Source organism: Paeniglutamicibacter psychrophenolicus (assembly GCF_017876575.1).
GTDB classification, from domain to species: domain Bacteria; phylum Actinomycetota; class Actinomycetes; order Actinomycetales; family Micrococcaceae; genus Paeniglutamicibacter; species Paeniglutamicibacter psychrophenolicus.
The window spans coordinates 2,477,899-2,492,736 of the sequence record NZ_JAGIOE010000001.1; the positions used below are offsets into that span (position 1 = coordinate 2,477,899).

Sequence of the window (14,838 nt, forward strand, 5' to 3'; positions counted from 1 at the left end):
CGCGTCACAGGGCTTGTGAACGGAAGGGCCGGGCCGTATTCTTAGTTCTGGTCAAGATGACACTAACTAGGAAGGTGGATCGGTTGCCGTTTTCGAATGTGGCAGAACGCCGCGAACAGCCACCGGCACTGGCCGTGTCCACGGTGATCTTCTCGCTGCGCGACGATGAACGCACCGGGCGCAAGGGCCTGTGGCTGCCACTGGTGCGCCGCACCCGCGAACCCTTCCGCGGCCAATGGGCCCTGCCCGGCGGCCCGCTGGGCCCGCGCGACTCGCTGCTGGACGCCGCGGCAAACAACCTGCGCGACACCACCGGGTTGGTCCCGCGCTACCTCGAACAGCTCTACGCCTTCGGGGACCTGGACCGCTCGCCCACCCGCCGCATGGTCTCCATCGTCTACTGGGCGCTGGTCCGCGAGGACGACCCCCACGACACCGCCACCTCGGTGCTCGTGGACGACCCCAACGTCGCCTGGTTCCGTGCCGACGACCCCGAGGTGCTGGGAAACCTGGCCTTCGACCACCGGCAAATCATCGAGTACGCACTGTGGCGACTGCGCAACAAGGTCGAATACGGCTCCATCGCCCACCGACTGCTCGGCGAGCGCTTCACCCTCGCCCAGGTCCGCGAGGTCTACGAGGCGGTGCTGGATCGGGCGCTGGACCCGGCGAACTTCCGCCGGACCCTGCGCAGCACCCCCGACATCGAGGAAACCGACGAGTTCCTCTCCGGCGGCAAGCACCGCCCCCCGCGCCTCTACCGCTACACCGGCTCAACCACCCACCCCCTTGAGAGCGAGAACATCTCATGAGCAGCATCCAAGCCACCCTGCAGACCCTGAAGCTGGTTTCCCCCGAAGCCAGCTGCAACACCGATTTGACCAAGGGACCGTGGCTCTTTGACACCGGGGAGGCCGACTACGGGCCGGGCTCCTCTCAGGACGACGTTGCCCCGGCCGACACCCCGCGGCAGGGCGAGATCCCGGCCGAGTACCGCGAGGCCTCGGATGCGGAGCTGACCGCGCGGATCCTGGCGGCCAAGGAAACCCTGGGGGATTCGCTGGTGGTCCTGGGCCACCACTACCAGCGCGACGAGGTCGTGGCCTTCGCCGACTTCGTGGGGGACTCCTTCCAGCTGGCCAACGCGGCGCTGACCCGCGAGCAGGCCAGGTACATCGTCTTTTGCGGCGTGCACTTCATGGCCGAGACCGCCGACATCCTCTCCACCCAGGAGCAGGCGGTGATCCTGCCGAACCTGGCCGCGGGCTGCTCGATGGCCGACATGGCCGACGAGTCCTCCGTGGAGGAATGCTGGGAGCAGCTCATGGACCTCTACGCGCACGAGGACTCCTCCGACGGTTTGGCCGCGGTCATCCCGGTGACCTACATGAACTCCTCCGCCGCGCTGAAGGCCTTCGTCGGCAAGCACGGCGGGATCGTGTGCACCTCCTCCAACGCCGCCACGGTGCTTGAGTGGGCGTTCGAGCGCGGCCGCCGGGTGCTCTTCTTCCCCGACCAGCACCTGGGCCGCAACACCGCCAAGGCCATGGGCATACCGCTGGAGCGGATGCCGATGTGGAACCCGCGCAAGCCCCTGGGCGGGAGTGACGAGGCCACCTTGCACGATGCCAAGGTCATCCTGTGGCACGGCTTCTGCTCGGTGCACAAGCGCTTCACCGTCGCCCAGATCGAGCGGGCCCGCGTGGAGCACCCCGGCGTGCAGATCCTGGCGCACCCCGAGTGCCCGATGCCGGTGGTCGACGCCGCAGACGCGGCGGGGTCCACCGACTACATCCAAAAGGCCGTCGCCGCCGCCCCGGCAGGATCGGTCTTCGGCATCGCCACCGAGATCAACATGGTCAACCGGCTGGCCGCCGAACACCCCGAGCACACAGTGTTCTGCCTGGACCCGGTGATCTGCCCGTGCTCCACCATGTACCGCATCCACCCCGGCTACCTCGCCTGGGTGCTCGAGTCCCTGGTGGACGGAGTCGTGCTGAACCGGATCGAGGTGCCCGCCGAGGTGGCGGCCGACGCCAAGGTCGCCCTGGAACGGATGCTGGCGGCACGGCCGTGAACGGCACCGATCTGGTGGTCGTCGGCTCCGGGGTCGCCGGGCTCTACGCCGCGCTGACCGCCGCGGTCCGCGGGCTCGATGTCACCCTGCTGACCAAGGACAAGCTGGCGGACTCCAACTCCTGGTACGCCCAGGGCGGCCTGAGCGCCGTGGGCCCTGCCGGCGCCGCGGCGGGGGACTCCATCGCCAGCCATGTCGCAGACACGCTCACGGCCGGGGCGCACCTGAACGACGCGGACGCCGTGGCGATCATGTGCTCCACCGCGTGGGGCCACGTCACCCGGCTCATCGAGGCCGGTGCGCAGTTCGACACCGATGCCTCCGGCGCCTTCGCCCTGGGCCTGGAGGCAGCGCACGCCCACCCGCGGATCCTGCACGCCGGCGGGGACGCCACCGGCAAGGGGCTGGCCGGCGCGCTGATCAATGCCTGCCGCACCCAGCAGGCCGCCGGCCGGCTGCAGATCCGCGAACACGCCTTCGTCACCGAACTGCTCACCGAGGCCAACCCGTTGGCCCGTGCCCAGCGGGACCCGGCCGCCATGGTCACCGGGGTTCGGGTGCTTGGGCCCGACGGGGGCAGCGAGGAGCTTCGCGCGCGCGCGGTGCTGCTGGCCACCGGCGGGACCGGGCAGCTCTTCGCCGCGACCACGAACCCGTTGGGTGCCACCGGAGACGGGGCCGCCCTGGCCTACCGGGCCGGCGCGGCGCTGGCGGATGCCGAATTCATCCAGTTCCACCCGACCCTGGTCTCCCCGGGCGGCTTCATGGTCTCCGAGGCCGTGCGCGGGGAGGGCGCGGTGCTCATCGACGGCCACGGCGAACGCTTCATGGTGAAGGTGCACCCGGATGCCGAACTGGCGCCCCGCGACGTGGTGGCCCGCGCCATCCACGCCGTGCGCGCGCAAGGCGGCACCGTGCACCTGGACGCCCGCGGCGTGGAGGCCACGCACGGGCCCGGGTTCCTGGCCCGGCGCTTCCCCTCCATCACCGCCGAACTGGCCAAGCTCGGCTACGACCTGACCGCCGAACCGGTCCCCGTCACCCCGGCCGCCCACTACTGGATGGGCGGGGTCCTCACCAACGACACCGGCGCCACCACGCTGCCCGGGCTCTACGCCGCCGGGGAGGCGGCCTGCACCGGGGTGCACGGCGCCAACCGGCTGGCTTCCAACTCGCTGCTCGAGGGGCTGGTCTTCGCCTGGCGCACCGTGGTGAACCTGCCGGCGAACCCGCTGGACGCCGCGGCTGCCGGCCCGGCCACCAGCAGCAGGGACACCAACCTGATCATGACCCACCCTGCCGGCGATGCCGGGGATGCCGACGACGACGCATCGCGCGCGCGAGGCACGGCGCTCCAAGAGATGGAGCTGCCCGCGCTGCAGGCCCTGGCCCAGGCGCACCTGGGCGTCGAACGCACCGCCGACGGGCTGCGCACCGCCCTGGCCCAGCTCGCGCGCTGGCACGTCACAACCCAAGACCGCGCCTCCCGCGAGCGGGCCAACCTGCTTGAGCTGGCCAAACTCATCGCCACCGCCGCGCTGAACCGGGAAAACTCCCTCGGCGCGCACTACCGTTCCGACGCCCCCGAGGCACCGCAGCGCCTGAACGGGCACCTGCCCCGCTACGCCCAGGTGCCGGCCACCACGAACCTGAACCTAAGGATCTCCTCCCTTGTCTGACATCGCCACAACCACGGCCCCGGCCATCGCCGCCCCGGCCCGCCCCGCCACGCTGCTCCCGGTCCCCGCCCGCGCCATCGAGAAGATCGTGCTCGCCGCCCTGGAAGAGGACAACCCGCGCGGGGACCTGACCGGAAACGTGCTGATCCCCGCCGGCACCACGGCCACCGCCGCGGTCATCGCCCGCGAACCGGGCATCTGCGCCGGGCTGGAAACCTTCATCGCCGCCATGAAGCTGACCGACCCGGCCCTGGAGCTCACCCCGGCGCTCGCCGACGGGGAGCCCTTCGCCACCGGCGACACCCTGGTCACGGTCTCCGGCCCGGCCCGCGGGCTGCTGGCCGGGGAGCGCGTGGGGCTGAACCTGCTCCAGCGAATGAGCGGCATCGCGACCGCCACCGCCGCCTTCGTCAAGGAGGCCGAAGGCACCGGTGCGCGCATCGTTGACACCCGCAAGACCACCCCGGGGCTGCGCGTGCTCGAACGCTACGCGGTGCGCTGCGGCGGCGGGCACAACCACCGGGACAACCTCTCCGAGGCCGTCATGGCCAAGGACAACCACCTGGCCCTGCTGGGCAGCGGCTCCGAGCTCACCGCCGCGCTGCGCCAGGCCCGGGGGAACCTCGGGCACACCGTGCACTTCGAGGTGGAAATCGACTCGCTGGACCAGCTCGACGCGGTGCTTGCCGCCGGGGTGGACACCATCATGCTGGACAACTTCTCCCTGGCCGACCTGGCCACCGGGGTGCGCCGGATCGCCGGCGCCGCGCTCGTGGAGGCCTCGGGCAACGTCAGGCTGGAGACCGTGGCAGCCATCGCCGCCACCGGGGTCGACGTCATTTCCTCCGGCGCCCTGACCCACTCGGTGCGCGCCCTTGACCTCGGCCTGGACATCGCCATCGATCACGGCCGCGGGGCGAACACCCCGTGATCTACCTCGATGCGGCGGCCACCACCCCCGTGCGCCAGGACGTCCTGGATGTCATCATCCCGCTGCTGACCAGCGACTACGGCAACCCCTCCAGCACCCACTCGATGGGCCAGACCGCCGCCCGCGCGCTGGACTACGCCCGGGGAACCGCGGCGAAGGTGCTCGGGGTGCGCACCGGGGACGTGGTCTTCACCTCCGGCGGCACCGAGTCCAACAACCTGGCGATCAAGGGCCTGGCGCTCGGAAACCCGCGCGGGCGCCACCTGGTCCACTCGGCCATCGAGCACCCCGCGGTGGCGCAGGCTTGCGCCTACCTGGTCAAGCACCACGGGTTCGAGCTCGACGTGGCCCCGGTCGATGCCTTCGGGATCCTGGACCTCGACGCATTCACCGCGCTGCTGCGCCCGGACACCACGCTGGTCTCGGTGATGGCGGTGAACAACGAGGTCGGGACCATCCAGCCGGTCGCCGAGGTCGCAGCGGCAGCCCGCGCGGTGGGCGCCCTGGTGCACTGCGACGGGGTGCAGGCCGCCGGCTGGCTGGACATGGCCGGCATCGCTGCGCATGTCGATGCGTTGGGCATCTCCGGGCACAAGATCGGCGGGCTCAAGGGCGCCGGGCTGCTGATGGTCCGCGGCAAGCTGGCCCTGGAGCCGCTGATCCACGGCGGCGGGCAGGAACGCGAACGCCGCTCCGGGACCGAAAACGTGGCCGGGGCCGTCGCCACGGCCACCGCGCTGTCGCTGGCCGCCGCGGCCAACACCACCGGGACCGCGCAGGGCCACGGCCGGCACCTCATCGACACCGTGCTGGGCGGGCTGAACACCGACGGGCGGATCCGTGCCCGGCTCACCGGGGACCCGGAGCGGCGCGTGCCGGGCATCGTCTCCTTCGTGTTCCCCGAAACCGGCGGCGAGACGGTGCTGCTGGAACTCGAGCGCCGCGGGGTGGTGTGTTCCTCCGGGTCGGCCTGCGCCGCCGGGTCCACCGATCCCTCGCACGTTTTGCTGGCCATGGGGTACGACGAGGACACCGCGCACACCGCGGTGCGGCTGAGCTTCACCCGCACCGTGAAGGAGGCGGAGATCGCCACCGCCGCCCGCGCCGTGGTGGCGGCGGTCAAGGCCATCGCCGGCAACTAGCTCCCGGACCCGGCGGGGCAGGGTAAACGAACCCGGCAGGAGCGCTTGGGCCCGGGGCATCCTTCGTGATTTCATGGCTCCATGTCGATAGTGCTGGTTGAAGGCGAGTCCGACGCCGTCGCCGTGAAGACCCTGGCCGTCAGGCTCGGCCTGCCCGAACCGCGCGTGCTGCCCGTCGGCGGGTCCAAGGGCGCCCGCCGCGCGGCGGGTCAGCTGGACGGGCAGCGGCTGCTTGGCCTGGTGGACGCGGCGCAGCGGCGCGACTTCGAACGGGTGCTGGGCACGGTGTTCGTCTGCGACCCGGACCTGGAAGCGGAATTCATCCGCGCCCTGGGCGTGGAGGGGGTCGAGGCGGTGATCGCCGGGCAGGGCGAGCTCGAGTCCTTCCGCCGCCTGCAGGCCCAGCCCTTTTTGCGCGAAAGGCCGATCGAACACCAGCTGGCCCGGTTCTTCGGCGGCCGCAGCGGCAACAAGGTGCGCTACGCCCAACTGCTGGCCGAGGCGGTGCCCTTGGACGCGATTCCCGCCCCGCTGGCCGGGCTGCTTGCCGCGCTCGACGGCGCGGATCCGGCTGCCGAAGCCTGAGGGGCGGCAACTTCCCTTCCGCCCCGGCTTGCGGGGGACAGTGGACCTCTCCCCGACGCCCTTCACAACCTTGGGGTTGTGCGGTAAACATGGGTGCATGCAGGAAGACGCGAGCGCAGCGGCCCCGATGACACCGGCGGCCATCACGGCCAGGGCACAGGTCCTGGCGCGCGAACACCGGTTGATGCGCGCGGAACTGGTTGGCTTCCGGCGGGAGGCGGGACTGTCCCAGGGCGAGGTTGCCGAGCGCATGGGGGTTACGCAGCAGGCGGTCTCAAAGTTCGAGGCCTACGATGCCGACCCCAGGCTATCGACCCTCCGGCGCTACGCCAATGCGGTGGGAGCGCTTCTCGGGCACCGGGTTGAGCAGGACCAAGGGCAATCCGAAGAGCTGGCAGGTGATCCCTTCGCGCGCGTGCGCGCGCGAGGCATCTCCGGTTCCGCCGATCAGCCGTAACCGATCCGATAAGACGCCTGCGGGTGGACGGCCGTGGGCCGGTCGACCGCCCGGCGCCGCGGCATAGACTGTCAAACATGTCACCCACCTCACATCCGGCAGGAATCCCCGGCCAGGCCGCGCAGCAGGTGGCGGCCAAGCTGGCGCAGCTGATCGCCTGCCGGACCGTGTCCCGCCCGGACCGCGACGACGAGGACCGGGCCGAATTCACCAAGCACGCCCACCTGCTCACCGAGCTCTTCGGGCACATCGCCGGCGCCGTCGAGCAGCACACTCTGGGGATCACCGGGCAGCTGTGGCACTGGCGGGGCACCGAAAGCAGCAAGCCCGTGGTGCTGATGGCCCACCAGGACGTGGTCCCGGTGCAAGGCGAAGCGGACTGGGAGCACCCGCCCTTCGCCGGGGTCATTGCGCAGGGCCGCATCCACGGACGGGGCACCCTGGATGACAAGGGGGACCTGGCCTGCATCCTGCAGGCTGCCGACGACCTGGCCGCCTCGGGCTTCGTTCCGGGACAGGACGTGTACTTCTTCTTCGGTGACTGCGAGGAGACCTCCGGGCCCACCGCCATGGAGGCGGTGGACTTCCTCACCGCGGCCGGGGTGCGCCCCTGGATGGTGCTTGACGAGGGCGGGGCGGTGGCCAGCCAGGCGTTCCCGGGGATCGATGCCCCGGCCGGGGTGATCGGCGTGAGCGAGAAGGGCATCCTGGACCTGCTGCTGGAAGCCGAGGACGTCGGCGGGCACGCCTCCGCACCTCCCCGCTTCGGAGCCGTGCAACGCATCGCCCGGGCCGTGGGCAGGTTGCAGGCCAAGCCGTTCCCCGCCGCCCTGCACCCGGTCACCCGGGAGACCTTCCGCCGCCTGGCCGCCACCGCCCCCGGGATCACCGGCACCTTGCTGAAGCTGGCGTCCCGCCCCGGGCGTCTGGCCGGCGAAGTGCTGGCCCGTGCCGGGGCGGAACCAGCGGCCATGGTGCGCACCACCGTCGCGGCCACCCGGCTCGAGGGAAGCGACGGCATCAACGTGCTGGCGCGGCGGGCCGCGGTGGGGCTGAACATCCGCATCAACGTCACCGAATCCGTGGAATCGGCGATTGCCGGGGTGCGCAGGCGCGTGCGGGATGCGAAGATCGCCTTCACGGTGCTCGGCGCCACCGAACCCTCGCCGATCTCACCGACGGACTCCGACGGCTTTGCCCTGCTGGAATCGGCGCTTGGCCATTCGCACCCGGAGGCCCGCCCGGTCCCGTACATCATGATGGCGGCCACCGATGCGCGGCGCTTCACCGGGATCTGCGAGCAGGTCTACCGCTTCGCGCCCCTGGGCATGGACAAGGCCCAGCGCGGGGCCATCCACGGTACCAACGAATCGGTGGAGGTCGCAGAGCTGGGCAAGGCCGTGCAGTTCTACACCTTCCTGCTGAGGGCGCTATAGCGCGGGGAGCTCCACGTGCCGGATGCCGCAGGGGGGCACGGGGATGCTCAGGGGCCTTCGGCGGCCGGGGGCGCGGTGTCTGCGTGCCGGTGCACGACCTTCCATTCGCCGTCCTCGCGGCGGTAGATCTGGGTCACGCGCAGCACGTAGGCGCTGGGTTCACCGTTGACGTGGGTCGAGGTGGTTGCCCGATGCACCGTGTAGGCCAGGTCGCCGCTCACATCCGCCGCGATCAGCTCGATGTCGCCGGACACGGAGTGGGAGAAGCCGTCGGCCAGCTTCAGGAAGACCTCCCGTGCCGCATGGGGACCCAGGGCTTCGTGCCAGGCACCGAAGAGCGTGACCGGCTTGCGGTCCGACCAGGTCGTGAACCTGGCGGCCGCATCGCCGTTGTGCAGCGTGTCCTCGGCCCGGCGCCACGTCGTGTTGAACCACTGGAGGAAGTCATTGCGATCGTCCATGGCAATGGTCTACACCCGCGGCCCGGGCCGGGGAAGACCGCGGTCGCGGGCGGATCGATCCGAGGTTGCCCGCACGCCGCGGGCAGCCCCGGGGCCGTCGCGAAAATCGCCATATTCGAAACTGTGTTCTAGTCTGGTTCGGGAATGGCCGGAAGCGGGGCTAAAGCACCCGATGCATCACGTTCAGGCCCACCAGCCCGTGGACCGGGTGGTTGAAGGCCTGCGGGATCACTGTCAGGACCTCGAAGCCCAGCGACTGCCAGAGCTGGATGGCATGGACGTTGGTGGAAACCACGGCATTGAACTGCATGGCCGTGAAACCCTGCCCGGCCGCCGCCTCGATGACATGTGTGGCCAGGGCCCGCCCGAGCCCCCTCCCGGAGGCATGCGACGCGACCATGAAGCCGGCATTGGCCACGTGGGAACCTGCGGCGGGCTGGTTTGGATGCAGTTCCGCGGTGCCCGCCACCGCGCCGTCGTCGTCAACCGCGACGAAGACCGTCCCGCCGGCCTTGCCCATCCACCACGCGCGGCACTGCTCCTCTGTCGCATCCACGGGCCAGCAATAGGTCTCGCCCTGGCGCACGACCTCCTCGATGATGGGCCACAGGCCCGGCCAATCTTCCTGCGTGGCAACACGAATCTCCATCCACCCAATCTATTCCAGATTCCCCCTGTCACCGGCCACGCCCGCGCGGGTAATGTGGCGCATAGCGGGAGGGAAGGCGGGGAATGCCGCCGGCGACGGGGGCACCAGTCAGGGAACCGGGAAGGGGCGGGGCAGATGTCCAAGCGCAGCGACGCACGGGTGCGGGAACTGCTCGCCTCCATGGCCTCGATCGCCGGGGACCTCTCCGTCACCGCCATCACCCACCGCGTGCTGGACGAAGCCATGAAGATCTTCGGCGCCAGCTCCGGGGTGCTGGAACTGACCAACGCCTCCCACCAACAAGGGCACCTGTCCAAGGGCAAGGACGCGGCAAGCCTGCTCGAGGCCGCGGGCAAGGACGAAGCCAAGCGCCTGCGCCTGGATCTGAAGACCCGCCAGCAACACTTCGCCCGCCTCACCCTGGGGCCCAAGCACGGCAAGGACCGCTACTCCCGGGCCGACCGGGAACTGGGGGAAGCGCTCGCCGGAAGCGCCGGGGTGGCCCTGGAGAACGCCCAGCTCTACCAGGACGCCGCGGACCGCGCCCGCTGGCTGGCGGCTTCCGCACGCATCGGCACCCTGCTGGGCGGCGAATCCCGGCACCACACCCAGGGCCTGAACGACGTCGCCGAACTGGCGCGCCGAGAATCCCGGTCCAAGTACGCCCTGCTGCTGACCCCCATCACCGGGGAGGAACCCGAGAACACCGGCTACCGGATCGCCGGGATCAGCGAATACGTCCACCCCCACCTGGCCGGGCGCGTGCTGCTGCAGGTGGGGGTGCGCCACAAGCTGGTGCTGCGCAACAGCCCACCGCTGCTGCTTGAAGCCCCAGACGCCATCGTCCCGCTGGGCGAACTGGCCGACGGGGAAGGCACCCTGGTCACCGAGCTGCTGGCCCGCGGCATCCACTACGGGCTGCTGGTCATGGTCAGGGAGCACGGGGCGCAGGGCTTCCGCCCCGTCGAGGCCCAGATGGCGGGGATCTTCTCCGCCAACATCGCCCAGGGGCTCGGCCTGGTGCAGATGCACCACCTGCGCGAGGACGTGCTGCTCTACCTGGAACGCGAACGCATCGCCAGGGACCTGCACGACATCGTCATCCAACGCATCTTCGCCGCGGGCCTGGGCATCAGCGCCCTGCGCAAGCAACTGCCCACCCCCGCCGCCCGGGAGCGGGCCACCGGCCTGGCCGGGGAACTGGACACCACCATCGCCGAGCTGCGCGCCACCATCTACTCGCTGCGCGCCGACGCGGGGGAGACCGAGACCCCCAGCTCACGGATCCTGCGCGCCATCCGACTGGCCTCCGAACCGCTGGAAATCACCCCGGCGCTGCGCCTGGGCGACGAACTGGATGCCCTGGCCGACGAAACCACGCTCGCGCACCTGCTGGCGGTCATCACCGAGGCCCTGAGCAACGTGGTCCGCCACGCCCGCGCCAGCTCCGTCGAACTGACGGTGGAACGCACCGACGGGACCCTGGCCCTGACCCTGCGCGACGACGGGGCCGGCTTCATCCCCGGAGGGCCCGAAAGCGGGCTGGCAAACATGCGCCAGCGCGCAGGGGAACTCGGCGGAACCCTGGACATCGACTCGACCCCGGGCCAGGGGACCGTGCTGCACTGGGTCGTGCCCATGCCCGCCGAAGACTAGGTGCCGCCGTCGGCTAGGTGCCCCCGTCGTTTGGCCCCGGCAGCGGATGGGTCACGAACACCGCCGCCTGCGTGCGCGACTCGAACCCCAGCTTCGCCAGCATCGAGGAGACGTAGTTCTTCACGGTCTTCTCCGCCAGGCGCATGCGCTCGCCGATCTGCCGGTTGCTCAGCCCCTCGCCGACCAGTTCCAGCACGCGGCGTTCCTGGACGGTCAGCTGCTTCATGCGCGGGTCCGGGTTTTCGTGGGTGATCAGCCCGGAGATGATCCGGGCCTTGAGCCCCGGGGTGAACAGCGATTCCCCGCGGGCCGCACGGCGCAGCGCACGGATCAGGTCGTTGCCGGCGATCTGCTTGAGCACGTAGCCCACCGCACCGGCAAGCACCGCCCCGCGCAGCGCCTGCTCGTCGTCGTAGCTGGTCAAGATCAGGCAGTTCAGCGACCCGTCGATGGAGCGCACGTCCCGGCAGACCTCGATCCCGGTGCCGTCGGGCAGCCGGGCGTCGAGCACCGAGACATCCGGGCGCAGCGCCGGGATCTGCTTGCGGGCGTCGTTCGCGGTGCCGGAGGTGCCCACCACCTCGAAGCCCTCGCCCTCCAGCAGCTCGCGCAGGCCGCGGCGGACCAGCTCGTGGTCATCGAGGATGAAAACGCGGATGGGGGCGGCTGGTTCCGGGTCGGTGGCGGGCTCGGGGCCGGTGGCCTGCCCCGGGGCGTTCCCCGTTGCCGCTGCGTGGTCCATGACGGTCCCTCCCGATCCCGTGGGTGCGTGCCGGTGCCCCTGCACCCTTCCATTCTTGGCCGCCGAACCGGCTTCGGACAAGGGGCCAAAGGCCCGTGGTGGATTTCGGTGGCCGAAGGATCCGGCCCCGGCGATCCCGGACGGGACCCACCGGAGGCTGCCGGAGGCTAGGCGGGCTGCGGGAATCCGAGCAGGTCCCGGACGCGGGAGTACTTCGCGGCCAGGCGGACACGGACCTGTTCGGGCAAGATGGCCGTGCGGGCCGGGTCGGTGTTGTCCTCGATGTCGGAGCGCTTGACCAGCAGGCCGATGGGGTTGGCGCGCACCCGTGCGCAGTAGTCCTCCAGCGTTTCGCCCTCGGCCTTGGTGACGGCACGGACGGCCTCTGTGACGGCGGCGGGGATTCCCGCTGCCAGCAGGTCCTCCTCGGTGACGTCGCAGTCCTCCAGCACGTCGTGCAGCCAGGCCGCGGCCACTGCGGCGTCGTCCCCGCCGTGGGTGGCCACGCCCGCGGCCACGCGCGCGGGATGGGTGATGTAGTCGACTCCGGACTTGTCGAGCTGGCCTTTGTGGGCGCGGCGGGCGATGTCTTCGGCAACCTGCACGAATGCGTGGCTGGTCATGGGGGTCCTCCGTTGGGTGCTGGAATGCTCTGGCTCCCAGCGTAACGAGGGCCGGTGACGGTTGATCCGGCCGGCAGGGCGAGGGACGAAAAGAACCGGCGGTGCGCAAACACGCCGCGGAACGTCTTGCCCGCGGGTGCGGTGCGAGGATTGCCGCGGTGGGAATGCGGAACAATGGATGCCGTGATACGCAAACGACGCAAGAGGAGCCGCTCGGCCGGGCGGACGCCAAGACGCCAACGCAAGAAGTTGACGCCGCGTCAGCGATGGGGCGTGTGCCTGTGGACGATCGGACTATTCCCGGCCTATGTCGGGTTGCTCCTGGTGATCGGCGGCGCCATCTACCTGCCGTCCGCCGCCTCCGCCCATCGGGCCGACGTCGAGGTGCGCCAAAACGGGGCCCCGGCCACCGGCGAAATCGTCGAGATCGGGCGCGCGTCCACGCCCGGCGGCGGACGCGGCGGCGGAAGCACCACCTACTACCCGGTGACCGAGCAGGAAATCCGCGGCGTGCACACGAGAACCGAATGGAGGCACTACGCCTCGACGGAAAGCGGACTCTGGGTCGTGGGGCGGCAGCTGCCCCTGCTGTACGACATGGGCGGTTCCACGCGCATGGTCATCGACACCCCCGAGGCCTCGGCGCTCCTGGGCCGGAAGGTCCGGTCCTTCCAACTCGGCCTGCTGTATGGCGCCCCGGCGTCGGTGGTCGGGTTCGGAATGGTCTACACGGGCCGGCGCATGAACCCCGATGCCCGTGAAAAGCGGGCCCGGGCCCGGGCCTTGCGGAGCAAGCAGCTGCGGCGCCGGACCCCCTGACGTTCCCGGCTAGGGCGTGCCCTCTGCCGGGTCCTGCGAGGCAGGCGGGTAGGTGATGGCGGTGCCCTGGACGCGGGCGAAGGATGTCAGCGTGTGGGCGGTGGCCTTGGTGTCGGAGAAGATGTCCAGGACCTCGATGCCGCGCACCAGCAGCGCGTCGCCGACCAGCGAGCGGTGGCAGCGCCAGGGGACGGCCTCGGCGCACATCACGGCCGTGTCGTTGGCTCCCGCGCGCGCGATGAGCCCGTCGAGGGCCCGGGCGAAGGCCTCGGTCTGCATGTAGTCGGCGTAGCCGCGGAACGAATCGTTGTGCCAGGCGCCGTTGATGCTGTCCTTGTGGGTGGGCCGCAGCCCGCCCAGCTCCTTGGCCCGCAGGTAGCGGATGCCTGCCGCGACCAGGGCCGTTTCCAGCTCGTCGCTGTTGAACTGGGGGTTGTGCCGGGACTTGGGGATGGTGCGGATGTCGGCCAGCTGCGTGATGCCGTGGGTGTGGAGGATTCCGATGAATTCCTCGACGGCGTGCGTGGAATGCCCGATCGTGTAGATGCGTGTGCTGCCCATGGTGTGCTCCCGCTGGTGTCTGCCGGTGCGGGGGACCGCGGCTTCGGCCCCCTGCCTTCAGCGTAGAAGGCTTTCTTCAAGATGCCCACTGGTCCGCCATGGCGCAGCGGGCGAAGCCATCCCGGCGTGCTGCTGATTGCGCCGGAACCCATTTCCTGCCGGGCCATGTCCGGATCACCGGCCAATGTTTTGCCCAGGGCGGGCGTGTTCCGGGGAACCTGGACCCAGGGGCGCCGGCGACTACCCGTTGGCGTACCGGTCGAGGAGATCCACGGAGTCTGGGTTGGCCGAGAGCTCGGCAATGCTGTGGGTTTCGGCCAGCAGGTGGGTTTCCAGATCCTGGATCACCGGGGCCCGGAGCAGGCGTTTGGTCGGTCCCAAGGCATGCACTGCCCCTTGCAGGAAGCCGTCTTCGACCTGGGCCAGGCGTTCGGCGAAATCCGCCGCGGGAACCGATTGATTGGCCAATCCCCACTCGACAGCCTCGACCCCGGTCAAACGACGCCCGTTCAGCGTCAGGTCGACGGCTCGTTGATGGCCTACGGCACGCGGCAGCAGAAAGGAAACCCCGGTGTCAGGGGTCAGACCGATCGTGGAATAGGCCGCCACGAGGCGTGCGTTCTCGGAGACCAGGACCCAGTCCGAGACGAGCAGCAAACCCAGGCCCGCGCCGGCGGCGGCACCATTGACTCCGGCGACGGCGATCAGGCGGGAACGCACGATGGCCAAGGCCAAGTCGTGTGCGGCGGTTGCCAGCTCGCGAAGGTATCGGGGCCGGTTTGCCGGAAGTTGTTCCGCGATGCCGTGGATGTCCCCGCCGGCGCAGAAGAACCTGCCCACACCGGTCAGGCCCAGCACGTGGACCGTCGGGTCGGCTTCGGCGGCACGCAAGGCGGCCAGGATTTCGCGTGCCATGGCCAAATCCAATGCGTTTCCCTGCGCCGGCCGCTGGAAAACGATTCTTGCAACGCCGGGACGCCGCTCGATGCGGATCGGCCCGGCCGGCTCGGAGTACGTCAC

The 14,838-nt window shown here is 70.5% G+C and carries 16 protein-coding genes; 10 read left to right on the plus strand and 6 right to left on the minus strand.

The genetic code is table 11. The features are described 5' to 3' along the window. Positions 1 to 83: 83 nt before the first annotated feature. The 8 genes from JOF46_RS11230 to JOF46_RS11265 all read left to right on the plus strand — a co-directional run bounded on the left by JOF46_RS11230 (position 84) and on the right by JOF46_RS11265 (position 8,307). Positions 84 to 812: an NUDIX hydrolase gene (locus tag JOF46_RS11230; protein WP_245348096.1), complete on the plus strand. Its 729-nt coding sequence runs from the start codon at positions 84 to 86 to the stop codon at positions 810 to 812. Then, positions 809 to 2,077 carry a quinolinate synthase NadA gene (nadA, locus tag JOF46_RS11235; RefSeq protein WP_209907363.1) on the plus strand — a complete coding sequence of 423 codons (1,269 nt, stop codon included), beginning with the start codon at positions 809 to 811 and terminating at the stop codon, positions 2,075 to 2,077. Before JOF46_RS11230 ends, nadA begins: the two co-directional genes overlap by 4 nt. Beyond that, positions 2,074 to 3,756 carry an L-aspartate oxidase gene (gene nadB, locus JOF46_RS11240; protein WP_342592426.1) on the plus strand — a complete coding sequence of 561 codons (1,683 nt, stop codon included), beginning with the start codon at positions 2,074 to 2,076 and terminating at the stop codon, positions 3,754 to 3,756. Before nadA ends, nadB begins: the two co-directional genes overlap by 4 nt. A 25-nt stretch (positions 3,757 to 3,781) precedes the next feature. After that, positions 3,782 to 4,687, plus strand: coding sequence for a carboxylating nicotinate-nucleotide diphosphorylase (nadC, locus tag JOF46_RS11245; protein ID WP_209911849.1), 906 nt, complete (start codon positions 3,782 to 3,784; stop codon positions 4,685 to 4,687). Then, on the plus strand, positions 4,684 to 5,829 hold the full coding sequence (locus JOF46_RS11250; RefSeq protein WP_209907364.1) for a cysteine desulfurase family protein: 1,146 nt from the start codon (positions 4,684 to 4,686) through the stop codon (positions 5,827 to 5,829). Before nadC ends, JOF46_RS11250 begins: the two co-directional genes overlap by 4 nt. An 81-nt stretch (positions 5,830 to 5,910) precedes the next feature. Beyond that, positions 5,911 to 6,414 (plus strand): ATP-dependent endonuclease, encoded by a 504-nt coding sequence (locus JOF46_RS11255; protein ID WP_209907365.1) that lies wholly within the window; start codon positions 5,911 to 5,913, stop codon positions 6,412 to 6,414. Between the two features lie 97 nt (positions 6,415 to 6,511). Then, positions 6,512 to 6,871 (plus strand): helix-turn-helix domain-containing protein, encoded by a 360-nt coding sequence (locus JOF46_RS22575; protein WP_209907366.1) that lies wholly within the window; start codon positions 6,512 to 6,514, stop codon positions 6,869 to 6,871. A 77-nt stretch (positions 6,872 to 6,948) separates the two neighbouring features. Further along, complete coding sequence (locus JOF46_RS11265; protein ID WP_209907367.1) at positions 6,949 to 8,307, plus strand: M20/M25/M40 family metallo-hydrolase; 1,359 nt, start codon at positions 6,949 to 6,951, stop codon at positions 8,305 to 8,307. Between the two features lie 47 nt (positions 8,308 to 8,354). Here JOF46_RS11265 and JOF46_RS11270 read toward each other — a convergent pair whose 3' ends face one another. Both JOF46_RS11270 and JOF46_RS11275 read right to left on the minus strand, forming a co-directional pair. Further along, positions 8,355 to 8,768 (minus strand): YybH family protein, encoded by a 414-nt coding sequence (locus tag JOF46_RS11270; RefSeq protein WP_209907368.1) that lies wholly within the window; start codon positions 8,766 to 8,768, stop codon positions 8,355 to 8,357. Between the two features lie 160 nt (positions 8,769 to 8,928). After that, a complete protein-coding gene (locus JOF46_RS11275; RefSeq protein WP_209907369.1) occupies positions 8,929 to 9,417 on the minus strand; it encodes a GNAT family N-acetyltransferase in 489 nt (162 codons plus the stop codon). Between the two features lie 135 nt (positions 9,418 to 9,552). On the opposite strand from JOF46_RS11275, the gene JOF46_RS11280 reads away from it, so the two are divergent. Further along, entirely contained in the window at positions 9,553 to 11,073 is a 1,521-nt protein-coding gene (locus tag JOF46_RS11280; RefSeq protein ID WP_209907370.1) for a GAF domain-containing sensor histidine kinase, read from the plus strand. Between the two features lie 13 nt (positions 11,074 to 11,086). On the opposite strand, the gene JOF46_RS11285 is transcribed toward JOF46_RS11280, so the two are convergent. Together JOF46_RS11285 and JOF46_RS11290 are read right to left on the minus strand one after the other, a co-directional pair. Continuing rightward, positions 11,087 to 11,815 (minus strand): response regulator, encoded by a 729-nt coding sequence (locus tag JOF46_RS11285; RefSeq protein WP_209907371.1) that lies wholly within the window; start codon positions 11,813 to 11,815, stop codon positions 11,087 to 11,089. 167 nt (positions 11,816 to 11,982) lie between these two features. Continuing rightward, complete coding sequence (locus JOF46_RS11290) at positions 11,983 to 12,438, minus strand: HD domain-containing protein (protein WP_209907372.1); 456 nt, start codon at positions 12,436 to 12,438, stop codon at positions 11,983 to 11,985. A gap of 273 nt (positions 12,439 to 12,711) precedes the next feature. On the opposite strand from JOF46_RS11290, the gene JOF46_RS11295 reads away from it, so the two are divergent. Then, positions 12,712 to 13,257 (plus strand): hypothetical protein, encoded by a 546-nt coding sequence (locus JOF46_RS11295; protein WP_209907373.1) that lies wholly within the window; start codon positions 12,712 to 12,714, stop codon positions 13,255 to 13,257. Between the two features lie 9 nt (positions 13,258 to 13,266). Here the strand turns inward: JOF46_RS11295 and JOF46_RS11300 are convergent, their stop codons facing one another. Together JOF46_RS11300 and JOF46_RS11305 are read right to left on the minus strand one after the other, a co-directional pair. Beyond that, complete coding sequence (locus JOF46_RS11300) at positions 13,267 to 13,818, minus strand: DUF488 domain-containing protein (protein WP_209907374.1); 552 nt, start codon at positions 13,816 to 13,818, stop codon at positions 13,267 to 13,269. 240 nt (positions 13,819 to 14,058) lie between these two features. Next, entirely contained in the window at positions 14,059 to 14,838 is a 780-nt protein-coding gene (locus JOF46_RS11305; RefSeq protein ID WP_209907375.1) for an enoyl-CoA hydratase/isomerase family protein, read from the minus strand.

Bases quoted from the DNA above. Each gene is read 5' to 3' on its own strand.
- JOF46_RS11270 (WP_209907368.1), bottom strand. From the start codon at position 8,768: ATGGACGATCGCAATGACTTCCTCCAGTGGTTCAACACGACGTGGCGC.
- JOF46_RS11300 (WP_209907374.1), bottom strand. From the start codon at position 13,818: ATGGGCAGCACACGCATCTACACGATCGGGCATTCCACGCACGCCGTC.
- JOF46_RS11280 (WP_209907370.1), top strand. From the start codon at position 9,553: ATGTCCAAGCGCAGCGACGCACGGGTGCGGGAACTGCTCGCCTCCATG.
- nadA (WP_209907363.1), top strand. From the start codon at position 809: ATGAGCAGCATCCAAGCCACCCTGCAGACCCTGAAGCTGGTTTCCCCC.
- JOF46_RS11290 (WP_209907372.1), bottom strand. From the start codon at position 12,438: ATGACCAGCCACGCATTCGTGCAGGTTGCCGAAGACATCGCCCGCCGC.
- JOF46_RS11255 (WP_209907365.1), top strand. From the start codon at position 5,911: ATGTCGATAGTGCTGGTTGAAGGCGAGTCCGACGCCGTCGCCGTGAAG.
- JOF46_RS22575 (WP_209907366.1), top strand. From the start codon at position 6,512: ATGCAGGAAGACGCGAGCGCAGCGGCCCCGATGACACCGGCGGCCATC.
- JOF46_RS11275 (WP_209907369.1), bottom strand. From the start codon at position 9,417: ATGGAGATTCGTGTTGCCACGCAGGAAGATTGGCCGGGCCTGTGGCCC.
- JOF46_RS11285 (WP_209907371.1), bottom strand. From the start codon at position 11,815: ATGGACCACGCAGCGGCAACGGGGAACGCCCCGGGGCAGGCCACCGGC.
- JOF46_RS11265 (WP_209907367.1), top strand. From the start codon at position 6,949: ATGTCACCCACCTCACATCCGGCAGGAATCCCCGGCCAGGCCGCGCAG.